Source organism: Mycolicibacterium lutetiense, assembly GCF_017876775.1.
Classification (GTDB): domain Bacteria; phylum Actinomycetota; class Actinomycetes; order Mycobacteriales; family Mycobacteriaceae; genus Mycobacterium; species Mycobacterium lutetiense.
Map to the genome: position 1 here is coordinate 570,001 of NZ_JAGIOP010000002.1, position 13,893 is coordinate 583,893.

General features: G+C 65.5%; 13 protein-coding genes and 1 pseudogene. 7 read left to right on the forward strand and 7 right to left on the reverse strand.

The features are described from left to right. Positions 1–15 precede the first annotated feature (15 nt). Genes JOF57_RS12065 through JOF57_RS12090 form a run of 6 tightly spaced genes read right to left on the reverse strand, consistent with a single transcriptional unit; the run spans position 16 to position 5,214 of the window. Positions 16–669: a response regulator gene (locus JOF57_RS12065; protein ID WP_209916705.1), complete on the reverse strand. Its 654-nt coding sequence runs from the start codon at positions 667–669 to the stop codon at positions 16–18. After that, positions 669–1,826, reverse strand: coding sequence for a MacS family sensor histidine kinase (gene macS / locus JOF57_RS12070; protein ID WP_209916707.1), 1,158 nt, complete (start codon positions 1,824–1,826; stop codon positions 669–671). Before macS ends, JOF57_RS12065 begins: the two co-directional genes overlap by 1 nt. Before the next feature lie 57 nt (positions 1,827–1,883). Then, a complete protein-coding gene (locus tag JOF57_RS12075; RefSeq protein ID WP_209916709.1) occupies positions 1,884–2,741 on the reverse strand; it encodes a sulfurtransferase in 858 nt (285 codons plus the stop codon). 10 nt (positions 2,742–2,751) lie between these two features. Further along, positions 2,752–3,504, reverse strand: coding sequence for an amino acid ABC transporter ATP-binding protein (locus tag JOF57_RS12080; protein WP_209923290.1), 753 nt, complete (start codon positions 3,502–3,504; stop codon positions 2,752–2,754). 14 nt (positions 3,505–3,518) lie between these two features. Further along, the gene (locus JOF57_RS12085; RefSeq protein WP_209916711.1) at positions 3,519–4,424 is read right to left on the reverse strand and encodes an amino acid ABC transporter permease; all 906 of its coding nucleotides are present in this window, start codon (positions 4,422–4,424) and stop codon (positions 3,519–3,521) included. A 7-nt stretch (positions 4,425–4,431) separates the two neighbouring features. After that, positions 4,432–5,214 (reverse strand): ABC transporter substrate-binding protein, encoded by a 783-nt coding sequence (locus JOF57_RS12090; protein ID WP_234938115.1) that lies wholly within the window; start codon positions 5,212–5,214, stop codon positions 4,432–4,434. On the opposite strand from JOF57_RS12090, the pseudogene JOF57_RS12095 reads away from it, so the two are divergent. Continuing rightward, positions 5,173–6,559 (forward strand): annotated as a pseudogene (locus JOF57_RS12095) (ISL3 family transposase). The gene JOF57_RS12090 and the pseudogene JOF57_RS12095 overlap by 42 nt on opposite strands. Here JOF57_RS12095 and JOF57_RS12100 read toward each other — a convergent pair. Continuing rightward, positions 6,518–6,784, reverse strand: coding sequence for a hypothetical protein (locus JOF57_RS12100; RefSeq protein ID WP_234938116.1), 267 nt, complete (start codon positions 6,782–6,784; stop codon positions 6,518–6,520). The pseudogene JOF57_RS12095 and the gene JOF57_RS12100 overlap by 42 nt on opposite strands. Before the next feature lie 207 nt (positions 6,785–6,991). On the opposite strand from JOF57_RS12100, the gene JOF57_RS12105 reads away from it, so the two are divergent. From JOF57_RS12105 to JOF57_RS12130, 6 genes are all read left to right on the forward strand, one after another. After that, the gene (locus tag JOF57_RS12105; RefSeq protein ID WP_209916713.1) at positions 6,992–7,582 is read left to right on the forward strand and encodes an HdeD family acid-resistance protein; all 591 of its coding nucleotides are present in this window, start codon (positions 6,992–6,994) and stop codon (positions 7,580–7,582) included. A gap of 85 nt (positions 7,583–7,667) precedes the next feature. After that, on the forward strand, positions 7,668–9,143 hold the full coding sequence (locus JOF57_RS12110) for a cytochrome ubiquinol oxidase subunit I (RefSeq protein WP_209916715.1): 1,476 nt from the start codon (positions 7,668–7,670) through the stop codon (positions 9,141–9,143). A gap of 11 nt (positions 9,144–9,154) precedes the next feature. Then, on the forward strand, positions 9,155–10,204 hold the full coding sequence (gene cydB, locus JOF57_RS12115; protein ID WP_209916717.1) for a cytochrome d ubiquinol oxidase subunit II: 1,050 nt from the start codon (positions 9,155–9,157) through the stop codon (positions 10,202–10,204). Between the two features lie 50 nt (positions 10,205–10,254). Then, the gene (gene cydD / locus JOF57_RS12120; RefSeq protein WP_209923292.1) at positions 10,255–11,808 is read left to right on the forward strand and encodes a thiol reductant ABC exporter subunit CydD; all 1,554 of its coding nucleotides are present in this window, start codon (positions 10,255–10,257) and stop codon (positions 11,806–11,808) included. Continuing rightward, positions 11,795–13,327, forward strand: a complete 1,533-nt coding sequence (locus tag JOF57_RS12125; protein WP_209916719.1) for an ATP-binding cassette domain-containing protein — start codon at positions 11,795–11,797, stop codon at positions 13,325–13,327. Before cydD ends, JOF57_RS12125 begins: the two co-directional genes overlap by 14 nt. A 10-nt stretch (positions 13,328–13,337) precedes the next feature. Continuing rightward, a complete protein-coding gene (locus JOF57_RS12130; protein WP_209916721.1) occupies positions 13,338–13,892 on the forward strand; it encodes a DUF4190 domain-containing protein in 555 nt (184 codons plus the stop codon). The last annotated feature ends 1 nt before the right edge of the window (position 13,893 follow it).

The following is a 13,893-nucleotide window of genomic DNA, read 5'->3' on the forward strand; positions in this document are numbered from 1 at the left end:
CCGGGATGAGTAGGACTACTCGTCGAGGCCGTGTTCGATCGCGTAGCGGGCCAATTCGACACGGTTGGCGACCTGCAACTTGCGGAACGTGGCCTGGACGTGGTTTTCCACCGTGCGGTGACTCAGCGACAGGCGGGTGGCAATCTGCTTGGCCGTCAACCCTTTTGCCACGAAACGCAGCACCTCGGTTTCCCGTTCGGTCAAGCTGGGGGTGGCCGGACCGTCGTCCGGACGTTGAGAGATACGCCGATACTCGCCCAGGACCAACCCGGCCAACCCCGGGGTGAACACCGCCCGCCCCTCCGCGGTGGCCCGCACCGCTGCGGTCAACTCGACCTTCGACGCGCTCTTCACCAGATATCCGGTGGCCCCGGCTTTCACCGCTTCCAGAACGTCGTCGCGCTCGTCGGAGGCCGAAAGCACCAGCACCCGTGACAACGGCGACACCGTGAGCACCTCCGCAGTGGCCGTGGCACCACTGCCATCGGACAGGCTCATGTCCATGACCACGACGTCAGGCAGTACGACCCCGGCCCGTCTACGCGCCGAAGCCACCCCGTCGGCGGTGGCCACGACTTCGAACCCCTCGTCGGCAAGGTCGCGTGCCACCGCATCGCGCCAGATCGGATGATCGTCGACGACCATCACCTTCAGTGCGGACTCCGTCATCACTGCCCCCTCTCGACGGCGTCACGGTCTCCCGACGGGCGGGGCAGCGTGAGTTCCCATTCGGTGCCACATCCGGGCTCGGTGTTCAACTGCGCTTTCCCGCCCAACCAATCCAGTCGTCCCACAATTGATTTCGAGATTCCCACGTGGCCTTCGCGGATCGCCTCGGTCAGTCGCCCGGGATCGATGCCGATACCGTCGTCACGAATACTCACCGTCACCGAATCGCCGAGGTCTTCCAGCAGCACGAAAACCCGGGCGTCAGGTCCGGCGTGTGCGGCGGCATTGTCCAGGGCATTGCCGGCCGCTGCGAACAACTCATGGGCGGCATCGTGGTCCAGCAGCACGGGTTCGGCAGGCAGGCTGACCGAAACTCGATCGGAGGCCCGAGAACGCAGCAGGGCACCGATATCGGCGGTGCCTCCGGTGTGCGCCTCCGGATCGGGTGCGCTGACCAACCTGCGCAACGCCCGCTCCTGCTCCCCGGCGAGTTCAGCCAATTGAGCTGTCTCACCACCGATTTCGCGACCCTTCCGCGCAACCAGGGCCAGCACTTGAATGGCGCCGTCGTGCACCCGTCGTGACAATCGCTCTCGTTCCTCCAACGAGGCCGCCAACCGCACCGCACGCTCCAACTCGGCATGCGCCCGACGCGCGGTCTGAGCGGCCATCCCCACCGCGAGACCCACCGCCAGCTCGATGACGATGGTCGCGTTGCGCCCGAGATTGACACTGACGTAGCCCTTCAATGCGGCCGCGGCGCCCATCACCGCCAGCCCGGCTCCCATCCCCCCGACCGGACCGAATTGCAGTGCCGCCGAAATCGTGGCGTTCGTCGCCCACAACGTGGTCGGCCAGGACTGGTTGTCCGCGATCCAGTGCGCGGATGCCACCAATTCGGTAGAGAGCATGAGCGCCAGAACCACCACGATCTCCGCGATCACCCACGACGGTCGACGGCCGAAACCCTGCAGGTAGGCGATCGCACAGGCGATACTCCACACGATCAGCACCGCACACAGCACGCCGGCCAGTACCGGACGCCTCAGATCGTCGTTGATCGCGAGCTGAAACCCCAGCGCATACAGGCAGCTCAGCAACCGGAAGATCTGCGCGGCACGCCACAACGGAATGACCGGATCCGGGTGGCGCTGCATCGGCCCAGCATAAAGTCGCTCACGGCCACGCACGTGCACCGATCGTGAACGTGCGAGCTACGACTCCCCTCGCGCCACCGGTCGACCCGGATCTGACGCCCACTCCGACCATGACCCGGGATACAGCGCCGCATCCACCCCGGCGGCAGCCAGGCCGGCCACCGCGAGCGCCGCGGTGACCCCCGATCCGCAGTAGGCGCCGACATCGGCGCTGTCGGTCACCCCCCGGTCGGCGAGCAGCGTGTGTAGCCGGGCGTCCGGGAGCAGCGTGCCGTCCGCGGAAAGCAACTGGGTGCTGGGCAGATTGACGGCCCCGGGGATGTGACCGGCCACCGGGTCCACGGGTTCGACGTCGCCGCGGAACCGTTCCGCCGCCCTGGCATCCAGCAACAACTCGACCCCGGTCGTCGCCTGTTCGGCGGTCAGGGTGCGCAGAGCCCCGCGGTACAGGTCGTCATGGCGCACCTCGACATCACCACCCGGGGGTGCCACCGGCCCGGTGTCCAGAACCTCACCCGCCGCCGACCACGCCGCCAGACCGCCATCGAGAATGCGGACGTCGTCGATCCCGGCCGCGGTCAGCACCCACCAGGCCCGGGCCGACCCGGCACGGTTCCAGTCGTCGTAGACCACGGTGGGCACGCCCTTGCGCATCCCCCAACGACGCGCCGCCGCCTGTAGGTCGGATCCAGACGGCAGCGGATGACGGCCCCGACCGTTCACGCGGTGGTCGGTGAGATCCGCGTCCAGTGAGACATAGACGGCCCCGGGTAGATGACCGCTCAGGTAGGCCTGTTCACCGTCGGGTTCGGCCAACGACCACCGCACGTCGAGCACGGTGACCGGGCTCCCGGAAGGGATGAGCTGACGAAGTTCACCGGCCGTGACGAAGACGTTTTTCCGTGTGGAAGCCACGCGGTCGAAGCTACATCACTTTCGACAGAAACTCCTTTGTGCGTGCATGTTTGGGGTTGGCCATCACCTCACGGGGAGGACCGCTCTCCACGATGACGCCACCGTCCATGAACACCAACTTGTCGGCGACCTCACGGGCGAAACCCATCTCGTGGGTGACGACAACCATCGTCATCCCCTCGCCGGCGAGTTTCTTGATGACCGCCAGCACCTCCCCGACGAGCTCGGGATCGAGCGCCGACGTCGGCTCGTCGAACAGCATCAACTTCGGGTTCATCGCCAGAGCCCGGGCGATGGCCACCCGCTGCTGCTGGCCGCCCGACAGCTGTGCGGGGTAAGCGTCGGCCTTGGCGGCCAAACCCACCTGAGCGAGCAGATCCTTGGCCCGGGCCAGCGCCGCATCCTTCTTCACCCGTTTGACGCGCATGGGCGCCTCGACAATGTTCTCCAACGCGGTGCGGTGCGGGAACAGGTTGAAATGCTGGAACACCATGCCGATGTCCCGGCGCTGCCGGGCGGCATCCCGCGGAGCCATCTCGTGCAGCTTGCCACCACGTTCGCGATAGCCGATCAGCTCGCCGTCGACGTACAGACGACCGGCGTTGACCTGCTCGAGATGGTTGATGCACCGCAGGAACGTTGACTTACCCGACCCCGACGGACCGACCATGCACAGCACCTCGCCCCTGCCGACGTCCAACGTGACGCCCTTCAGGACGTGCAGGGCGCCGAAGTTCTTACAGACACTCTCGGCCCGCACCATCGGCTCGGCGGCGGTCATGGATGCGGCTCTCCCATCTGCGCTTTGGCCAGGGCCTCGAGTTGCTTGGACGTCAACTTGCGCGACGCACCGCGCGCGTAATGCCGCTCGAGGTAGTACTGACCGACCATCAGAATGCTGGTGATCGCCAGGTACCAGGTGGACGCCACCAGCAGAAGCGGGACCGGCTGAAACAGATCGACACCGATATCCTTTGAGCGGCCGTACAACTCGAAGCTGTACGGAATGGCGGTGACCAGTGACGTCGTCTTCAGCATGCTGATGAACTCGTTGCCGGTCGGCGGGATGATGACCCGCATGGCCTGCGGAAGCACAGTCCGCCGCATGGTCATGCTCCACGACATGCCCAGCGCCACCGAGGCTTCCGTCTGGCCTTCAGGCACGGAGTTGATGCCTGCCCGGATGATCTCCGCCATATAGGCGGCCTCGTTGAGGCCCAGGCCCAGAACCGCCAGCCAGAACACGTTCGGATCGGACAGGGTGAACTCGAAAAGCCTCGGGCCGAACGGTACGCCGATCTGAATGTTCTTGTATATCACCGGAACCAGACCCCACAGCACCAACTGGACATAGATCGGTGTTCCACGGAAGACCCACAGATACGCCCAGGACACGGCCTTGAGCACCGGGTTCGGTGACAACCGCATCACCGCGAGGAGCACGCCCAGAACGAGCGCCAGGATCATCGAATAGATGGTCAGTTGCAGGGTGTTCAAGGCGGCTTGCGATATGCGTTGATCGAAGAGGTACTTGCCGTATGTCTTCCACCCATACGCCTCGTTGGTCGCCGCGCCCCAGAGAAACAGCCCGATCAGGATGACGATGACGATCGCCGCCACCCAACGCCACGGATGTCTCAGCGGGACGGCGTCGATAGCGGCCGGCGACGATTCATCACTCATGGACGGCTCAGCTGGTCGCACCGTTGATGACCGGCTTGTCGATCATCCCGTTCTCCGCGCCCCAGTTCGCGGCCACCTGCTTGTACACACCGTTGTCGATCAGGTGCTGGAGTGCCTGCTGCAGCGACGCTGCCAGGGGCGATCCCTTCTGCACGGCCCAACCGTACGGAGCGGAGTCGAAGATCTCCCCAGCCGCTTCGAGCTTTCCGTTGCTCTGTTTGATGGCGTATGCCGTCACCGGCGAATCCGCCGACATGGCGTCGGCCTGCCCCAGCATCACCGCGCTGGTGGCGGCGGTCTGATCGTCGAACTTGACGACGTTGATGGCAGGCTTACCCGATTCGGCGCACTTCTTGCTGCGCGCGGGCATTTCCTCGGTGTCCTGCACCGTCGCCGTCTGCACTGCGACCTTCATGCCGCACGCGTCTTCCGGGTTGATCCCCGCACCGACCTTCTGCGCCCACGCCGAACCCGCACTGAAATAGGTCACGAAGTCAACCTGCTCTTCACGCTTCTTCGAGTCGGTGAACGAGGACATGCCGACGTTGTAGTTCCCGCCCTGAACCGACGGGATGATCTTGTCGAACAACGACGCCCGGTACTCAGGGGTGAGACCCAGCGTGGCGGCGATCGCATTCATCAAATCGACGTCGAAGCCGATGATCTGGCCGCCGGGATCTTTGAATTCGTGGCTCTTCCGACTTGATGGGGGTCTGGTGTGACCGATTGGGTTCGTGTCGGTGACTGATTGAGGGCTCGCGCCCTTGTCAACTGGGTGTTCTCTACGCATCCAGAGCAAAGGCGCGAGCATGTCTGACAATAGTGGTTCCCTGCTGCTTGGACTCGACGGCATCACCGTGGAGTCCGTGCAAGTCGATGACGGCGATGTCCGCATCGTTGAGGTGGGCACAGCGCTCGAGTGGGTCGGGATCTGCCCGGACTGCCGAACCAGATCGTCGCGGTCGAGGGGTTGGGTCACGACTCGGCCCCGGGACATCAAGATCGGTGCGGACCGGCCGCTGATCATGTGGCGAAAGCGGAAATGGTTGTGCACCAACACCTCCTGCGAACGCAGGTCATTCACTGAGTCGACGCCGTCGATCCCGCCGCGGGCTCGGGTGACGGTGCGAGCCAAGGCGGAGATGGCCCTGGCGGTCCTCGACGACGACCGCTCGGTCAAGGCCGTCGCCGCCGCGTATGGCTGTAGCTGGAACACCTGCCATGACGCGGTGATCGCCACCGCGGATCCGGTCCTGGCCGGTGAACCGCCCCCGGTGCGGGTGCTGGGCATCGATGAGACCCGCCGCGGGAAGGCCAAGTGGGAGACCTGCCCGGAGACCGGGGCCCGGGCGTGGGTGGACCGCTGGGACAGCGGCCTGGTCGACATCACCGGCGCCGGCGGGTTGCTGGTCCAGGTCAACGGGCGTGCCGCGCGGCCGGTGACCGACTGGCTGACCCAGCGCGAGCAGGCGTGGAGGGACGGGATCGAGTTCGTCGCGATCGACATGTCGGGGGCCTACGCCAAGGCCGCCCGCGAGGCGTTGCCGCACGCGAAGCTGATCGTGGATCGCTTTCATCTCGTGAAGAAGGCCAACGAGATGGTCGATCGGGTTCGCCGCCGCGTCACCCAGACCTACCGCGGACGCCGCGGGCACAAGAGCGATCCGGAGTGGATCAACCGCCGCCGGCTGCTGCGCGCCGCCGAACGGCTGACCGACGATCAACGCCACACGCTGTTCGAGAAACTGACCTGCGCAGACCCCAACGGGGACATCGCGGCGGCCTGGATCGCCAAGGAACTGCTGCGAGATGTGCTGGCCTGCACCGACCGTGGCGGTCTGCGCTACGAGATCGGCGACGCGCTGTACCGGTTCTACACGTTCTGCGCGGCGTGCTCGGTACCCGAGATCGTCAAGCTCGCCGAAACCATCTCCGCGTGGCAGGAACCGATGATCCTGGCCATCACCACCGGGCTGTCCAACGCCCGCAGCGAGGGCTACAACAGAATCGTCAAACACGTCGGCCGAATCGCGTTCGGATTCAGAACACCGGACAACCAACGCCGCCGCGTACGGTGGGCCTGCACCCGCCAATCACGGCGAGCGCCATCCAGAACCAGGCTCCGCCCCTGCTAAGTCGGAAGAGCCGAATTCGTTGGGCGGATAGGACGGGTCGGTCCCGATGACCAGTTTGCCGCTCGACTTGATCGGCTCCGGCACCGAATTGGCGATCGCGTCGACCTTGTCCGTCTTTGCCGCCGTTGTCGTCTGGGTTTCTGACCCACCGGATTCGGTGTTGTTCGCACAGCCCGACATTGCCAGCGCGCCGCTCGCGGCAATCACGACCGCGATACGCCACATCCTGCTTCGTCGTGGACGACATCCAACTGTCACGGTTGCCTCTTTTCTCTGTCTGCGGCTGCGGTCGGGCTGTTCCAGATCCAAGACGTTAACGGCCGCCGGCCGGGGTTGCAGCGCCGGTAACGGAACCTTAACTACCAGGCTGCGACACCACAGCCGTAACGCCAAAACCGCGATCTACATCTGTGTTTGTGTCAAACTTCCTGCATGGAATCCACTGCTGTCCCAAGCTTGTTGCCACATCTGTGGAAATCGACGCTGGTGTCGGGAATTCTCGCCGTCATCCTCGGCATTCTGGCGCTGGTATGGCCCGGAATTACCATTCTGGTTGCCGCGATCTTCTTCGGCGCCTATTTGCTGATCACCGGTATCTCGCAACTGGTCCTGGCGTTCAGCATCCGGTCATCGGTCGGTGGGCGGGTGTTGCTGTTCCTCGGTGGCGCCGCGGCCCTCGTGCTGGCTGTGCTCTGTTTCGTCAACCTGCAGAATTCGTTCGAGCTGCTGGCGATCTGGATAGGTGTCGGCTTCATCTTCCGCGGTGTGGCAACCACGATGTCAGCCATTGGGGATTCCGCACTGCCCGGGCGGGTCTGGGAAATCATCATCGGCATCATCAGTGTCATCGCCGGCATCATCATGTTCGTCGCCCCCAAGGACGGATTGGTCGCCCTGGCTCAGGTCACCGGCATCATCCTGATCGTCGTCGGAGTATTCGAGGTGATCTCGGCCTTCGCGATCCGCAGCGAGGCCAAGAAGCTCCACGCCTTGATCTCGCCGGAACGCCCCACCGTGACGTAAGACACCCGGTCAGGTCGGCGGTCGGGCCGGGAATGTCTACTACACTCCGTCGTAGATTGATCTGAGACCTCGAAAGTAGGGCCAGATGGACGCTTTGGACGTATCGCGGTGGCAATTCGGAATCACCACCGTGTACCACTTCATCTTCGTTCCGCTGACCATCGGGTTGGCACCGCTGATCGCCATCATGCAGACGGTGTGGGTGGTCACCGGAAACGACAACTGGTACCGGTTGACCCGGTTCTTCGGAAAGCTCTTCCTGATCAACTTCGCGATCGGTGTCGCGACCGGCCTGGTCCAGGAATTCCAGTTCGGCATGAACTGGAGCGAATACTCGCGATTCGTCGGAGACATCTTCGGCGCACCGCTGGCCATGGAAGGCCTCGTCGCATTCTTCTTCGAATCCACGTTCATCGGATTGTGGATCTTCGGCTGGACGCGACTGCCCCGACTGGTTCACCTGGCCTGTATCTGGATCGTGGCCCTGGCAGTGAACATGTCGGCGTTCTTCATCATCGCCGCCAACTCGTTCATGCAGCATCCGGTCGGGGCGCGGTTCAATCCGGAAACCGGCCGCGCCGAACTGACCAGCATCGTCGGGCTCTTCACCAACAACACCGCGATCGCGGCGTTCAGTCACGCTGTCGCAGGTGCATTTCTGACCGCGGGCACATTCGTGGCGTGTGTGTGCGCGTGGTGGATGGTGCGCTCGCGCCGTAGCGGTGAGGGCACGGAGGACACCACGCGTGACGACGCTGTCAGGATGTACCGCCCGGCCACCATCCTGGGCTGCTGGGTCGCACTGATCTCCGCGGTCGCGTTGTTCTTCACCGGAGACGCGCAGGGCAAGCTGATGTTCCAACAACAGCCCATGAAGATGGCCTCGGCAGAGTCGTTGTGTGACAGCGAGACCGACCCCAACTTCTCGGTACTCACCGTCGGCACCCACAACAACTGCGACAGTGTCATACACCTCATCGAGGTGCCGTATGTGCTGCCGTTCCTGGCCGAGGGCAAGTTCAGCGGCGTTCACCTAGAGGGTGTCAACGACCTCCAGGCACAGTTCGAGGAGAAGTTCGGACCCGGTGACTACCGCCCGAATCTCTTTGTCACCTACTGGTCATTCCGGGCGATGATCGGACTCCTGGCAGTGCCGGGGTTGTTCGCGCTGGCCGCCCTCTGGCTTACCCGCGGCGGGAGAATCCCCCGACACCGCTGGTTCAGCTGGTTCGCGCTGCTGACGATCCCCACCCCGTTCCTGGCCAACAGCGCCGGCTGGGTGTTCACCGAGATGGGTCGCCAGCCGTGGGTCGTGGTGCCGAATCCGACCGGCGATCAAGACATCCGGTTGACCGTCGCCCAGGGTGTCTCCGGGCACTCGGCGGGGCTGGTATGGCTCTCCCTGATCACGTTCACACTCCTGTATGCCGTGCTGGCGGTCGTGTGGTTCTTCCTGCTGCGCCGCTACATCGTCGAGGGACCGCTGGAACACGACTCCGAACCTGCCCCGCCGACGCCACCCGACGATGACGAAGTCGCGCCATTGTCGTTTGCCTACTGAGGAGCGGACCGATGGGACTACAAGAACTCTGGTTCATCCTGCTGACAGTCTTGTTCCTGGGATTCTTCATCCTCGAGGGATTCGACTTCGGCGTCGGGATGCTGATGGCATTCTTCGGCCGGACTGCCGCAGGCCGGAACGAAGACCCCGAACCGTACCGCCGGGCCGCACTCAACACCATCGGCCCGGTATGGGACGGCAACGAGGTGTGGCTGATCACCGCGGGCGGAGCCATGTTCGCTGCCTTCCCGGAGATGTACGCCACGGTGTTCTCCGGCCTGTACCTGCCGCTCTTGGCGATCCTGTTATCGATGATCGTGCGCGTCGTGGCGATCGAATGGCGGGGAAAAATCAATGATCCCGGGTGGAGGCGATGGGCCGACATCTCCATCGCGATCGGTTCCTGGACACCGGCGATCCTGTGGGGTGTCGCGTTCGCCGGGCTGGTGCGCGGCCTGCCGGTCGACGGCGACCGACAGATGCACCTGGCGTTCGGTGACGTCCTCAACGCCTACACACTGCTCGGCGGACTGGCGACCGGCTCCCTGTTCGCACTGCACGGCGCGGTGTTCGTCGCGCTGAAGACCAGCGGCCAGATCCGCACGGACGCCTTCCAATTCGCGACGCGGCTGGCGATTCCGACCACAGTTCTGGTGGCCGGGTTCGGCATCTGGACACAATTGGCCCACGGCAAGAGCTGGACGTGGTTCCTGCTCGCCGCTGCTGTGCTGGCACAACTCGCGGCGGTCGCCCAGATCTACCGCCGCAGCGGCGAAGGCTGGGCCTTCATCTACACCACGATTGTGGTTACTGCCGTGGTGCTTCTGCTGTTCGGATCGTTGTTCCCGAATCTGGTGCCTTCGACCCTGAACCCGGACTGGAGCCTCACCATCCACAATGCCTCGTCCTCGCCGTACACCCTCAAGATCATGACGTGGGCGGCGCTGGTGTTCGCACCACTGGTGGTGATCTACCAGTCCTGGACGTACTGGGTGTTCAGCAAGCGGATCTCCGCCGACCGGATCCCTGCCCCGGTCGGACTGTCGCGGCGGTCAGTCTGAATCTCTGGCGCGCACTGGGCATCCGGGGAGCCACCGGGTCCACCACGGCGCTGCGGCGTCATCTGCTGGCGACCGTCGCCTGCGGCGTCACCATCAGCGGCTGCACCATTGCCGCAGCCGCCGTGCTGGGACACATCGTTGCCGCGATCATCGTCGATCCGGCGTCGGCAGGCCGTCACGGCGGTGCCCTCGTCGCGTTGTCGGCGCTCTGGATAATGCGCGCCGCCGCACACTGGCTGCAGGGCCGTCTCTCCCAGCGCGGCGCAACCGCAGTGATCGGAGAATTGTCCAGCCAGGTGCTGCGCTCGGTAACTGCAGCACCGCCAAGGCAATTGGCGGCCGAACGCGATTCCGCCGCCGCCGTGGTCACCCGTGGTCTCGATGGGCTGCGGCCCTACTTCACCGGCTATCTGCCCGCAGTGGTGCAGGCGGCGGTCCTCACCCCGTTGGCAGTGGTGGTGATGGCCTGCTACGACCTTCAGGCCGCGGCGATCGTCGTGATCGCGCTCCCCCTGATCCCGATATTCATGGTGTTGATCGGGCTGGTCACCGCCGAGCGCTCGGCGGCGTCATTGGCCGCGATGACGACGTTGCAAGCCCGGCTACTCGATCTGGTCGCGGGTATTCCGACGCTGCGCGCCCTCGGCCGGGCGGCCGGTTCGGTCCAACGGATCACCGAATTGACTGCCGCGCACCGACGTTCCGCCATGGCAACGCTACGGATCGCATTCCTGTCCTCGTTGGTGCTCGAACTGCTGGCCACTCTGGGGGTGGCACTGGTGGCCGTCAGCGTCGGTCTGCGACTCGTCTACGGCGAGATGACGCTGACGGCGGGTCTGACGGCGCTGCTGCTGGCCCCCGAGGTGTTCTGGCCGCTGCGCCGCGTGGGCGCGGCATTTCACGCGGCACAGGATGGCAAAACAGCAGCCGAACAGGCTTTTCGGCTGTGCGAGACGCACGCTCCGACCGAAGGTGGCGTGCGCCTGACGAATTCCGCACCGACGATCGAGTTGGGGGGCCTGGGGCCGGCGATTGAACCCGGCCGGGTCACGGTGCTGACGGGACCCAACGGGGCGGGAAAATCGACCGCGCTGCAAGCCATCCTCGGATTGGCCACGCTGCCATCGGGACCCGTACGCGTCGACGGGGTCGAGGTGGGCGACCTCGACCTGACGGCCTGGTGGCATCACATCGCCTGGCTGCCCCACCGGCCGGTGCTGATCCCGGGGACCGTCCGGGACAACCTTGAACTACTCGGCCCCCTGGCCGACCCGGACCGGGCCTGCCGCGATTCCGGATTCGACGATGTGCTCGATGACCTTCCCGACGGACTGGACACCACGATCGGCCGCACCGGGGTCGGACTGTCACTCGGGCAGCGACAACGGTTGGGGCTCACCCGGGCACTCGGGTCATCGGCACGGGTGCTGCTGCTCGACGAGCCCACCGCACACCTCGATTCCGCTCTGGAACAGCGAGTGTTGCAGGCCATCGTCGCCCGGGCCCGCGCCGGCGCCACGGTCGTGGTGGTAGGGCACCGGGATCCGGTAGTGGCCATCGGCGACGAGGTGATCACGATTGGTGCCGCACATGTTTCGTCGTGATCCGCTGCTTCGTCTGACCCTCGACCTGCTGCGGCCCCGGTTGGGCCGGCTGATCCTGGCCAGCGTCCTCGGGGTGCTCTCGCTGGGGAGTGGGTTGGCACTGGCGGGCGTCTCGGCGTGGTTGATCACCCGGGCCTGGCAGATGCCCCCGATCCTGGACCTGTCCGTGGCCGTGGTCGCGGTCCGTGGGCTGGGCATTTCACGCGGTGTACTCGGTTACTGCCAGCGACTGGCTGCCCACGACACGGCGCTACGGGCGGCGGCCAACGCCCGCACCGGTCTGTACCGCCGGCTCGCGATGGGACCCGACGACGACGCGATGCGGCTGCCCAGTGGCGAATTGGTGTCCAGGGTCGGCAGTTCCGTCGATGAACTGGCCGACGTGGTGGTGCGCTCGGTGCTGCCGATCGTGGTGGCCACCGTGCTCGGCGCGGTGGCCGTCGGTGTCATCGCCCTCATCTCGCCCAGCGCGGCGCTGGTGTTCGCGCTGTGCCTGCTGATCGCAGGCGTGGTTGCCCCGGCACTCACCGCCCGCGCCGTCGCGGCCGCGGAATCCGTTGCAGTCCAACACCGTGGTGATCGCGACTCTGCCACGATGCTGGCCTTGGAGTACGCGCCGGAGTTGCGGGTGAGTGGACGGCTCGACGACGTCATCGCCACCGCCGAGCGCCATCACCGCGACTGGGGGCACACGGCTGACCGCGCGGCGGCCCCGGCAGCACTGGCCGCCGCATTGCCCAGCATCGCCATCGGCGCCAGTGTTCTGGGCGCTGTCATCGCGGGCATCGCACTGGCCCCCACGGTCGCGCCGACCACCCTCGCCATCCTGATGCTGTTGCCGTTGTCGGCCTTCGAGGCGACCACCGCCCTTCCCGACGCCGCAGTCGGACTCACCAAATCCCGCATCGCCGCGCGGCGTCTGCTCGAACTCACCGAGGGTGATCTCCAGGCCCGTCGACGACCGGCGGCTCCCTCGGTCGATCTGCCCGACGGAGGCCGGCTTGCCGTCGTCGGACCCAGCGGCTCGGGGAAGACCACGCTGCTGATGGCGCTGGCCGAGCGGCTCGATGAAACCCCCGGACGCGCAGCCTTTTTCGCCGAGGACGCGCACATCTTCGAGACCACCGTGCGGGACAATCTGCTGGTGGTCCGCGGGGATGTCACCGACCCCGAGCTACTGTCGGCGATCAAGCGTGTCGGGCTCACCGAATGGCTGGCGGCACTGCCTGACGGTTTGGCGACCGTGCTCGAAGGCGGCCACACCGCAATGTCAGCCGGTCAGCGCCGCCGACTGCTGCTGGCGAGGGCACTGTTGTCAGATTTCTCGGTCGTCCTGCTCGACGAGCCGACCGAAAACCTCGACGCGGCCGACAGCCAACGCATCCTGACCGAAATCCTCACTCCGGGTGACTGGTTCGACGCGGACCGGACCGTCGTCGTCGCTACCCACCATCTACCGGAAACGCTCGCCTGTCCCGTGGTTCACTGTCCGCAACCCGGCGCTGTCATCGGCGGGTAGCCTCACAGACATGACCGACGAGCGATCAAACCCGCCCGGGTCTGATGAAGGACAGCCGACCGGACCTCCCCCACCACCGGTTTATCCCTACGGACCGCCCCCTGGCGGGTATTCCGAGGCCTACCCGTCGGCTCCGCCCCCTGGCGGGTATCCGATACCGCCCGCGCCGCGTGCACCCGCCAACGGACTGGGCATCGGTGCGCTGGTCACTGCGATCATCGGGCTGCTGCTGTTCTGGACCGTGCTGGGTGGCCTGGTGCTCGGACTCATTGCGGTCATCCTCGGTTTCCTCGCGCGCGGCCGCTGCAAACGCGGCGAGGCCGACAACGGCGGCGTCGCCACCGCCGGCATCGCGCTCGGAGTCATCTCGATGGTGCTGGCGGTGGTGTTCACCGTCATCGCGGTCACCTTGGGCGTCTACTGGTTCAACGAAGTCGGCGGCAGCGACCTGATCTCCTGCCTACAGCAGGCGGGCGACGATACCGCGGCCCAGCAGCAGTGCGAGAACGAGTTCGAGCGGCGGGTGGAGGATTCGTTCGGCGTGACGCCGACCCCTACCCGCTGAG

Excerpts from the sequence above, each read along its gene's own strand:
- cydB (WP_209916717.1), top strand. The coding sequence starts at position 9,155 with ATGGGACTACAAGAACTCTGGTTCATCCTGCTGACAGTCTTGTTCCTG.
- JOF57_RS12080 (WP_209923290.1), bottom strand. The coding sequence starts at position 3,504 with ATGGTGCGGGCCGAGAGTGTCTGTAAGAACTTCGGCGCCCTGCACGTC.
- macS (WP_209916707.1), bottom strand. The coding sequence starts at position 1,826 with ATGCAGCGCCACCCGGATCCGGTCATTCCGTTGTGGCGTGCCGCGCAG.
- JOF57_RS12100 (WP_234938116.1), bottom strand. The coding sequence starts at position 6,784 with ATGTGGCGTATCGCGGTCGTGATTGCCGCGAGCGGCGCGCTGGCAATG.
- JOF57_RS12090 (WP_234938115.1), bottom strand. The coding sequence starts at position 5,214 with ATGCGTAGAGAACACCCAGTTGACAAGGGCGCGAGCCCTCAATCAGTC.
- JOF57_RS12110 (WP_209916715.1), top strand. The coding sequence starts at position 7,668 with ATGGACGCTTTGGACGTATCGCGGTGGCAATTCGGAATCACCACCGTG.
- JOF57_RS12130 (WP_209916721.1), top strand. The coding sequence starts at position 13,338 with ATGACCGACGAGCGATCAAACCCGCCCGGGTCTGATGAAGGACAGCCG.
- JOF57_RS12065 (WP_209916705.1), bottom strand. The coding sequence starts at position 669 with ATGACGGAGTCCGCACTGAAGGTGATGGTCGTCGACGATCATCCGATC.
- JOF57_RS12085 (WP_209916711.1), bottom strand. The coding sequence starts at position 4,424 with ATGAGTGATGAATCGTCGCCGGCCGCTATCGACGCCGTCCCGCTGAGA.
- JOF57_RS12105 (WP_209916713.1), top strand. The coding sequence starts at position 6,992 with ATGGAATCCACTGCTGTCCCAAGCTTGTTGCCACATCTGTGGAAATCG.
- JOF57_RS12125 (WP_209916719.1), top strand. The coding sequence starts at position 11,795 with ATGTTTCGTCGTGATCCGCTGCTTCGTCTGACCCTCGACCTGCTGCGG.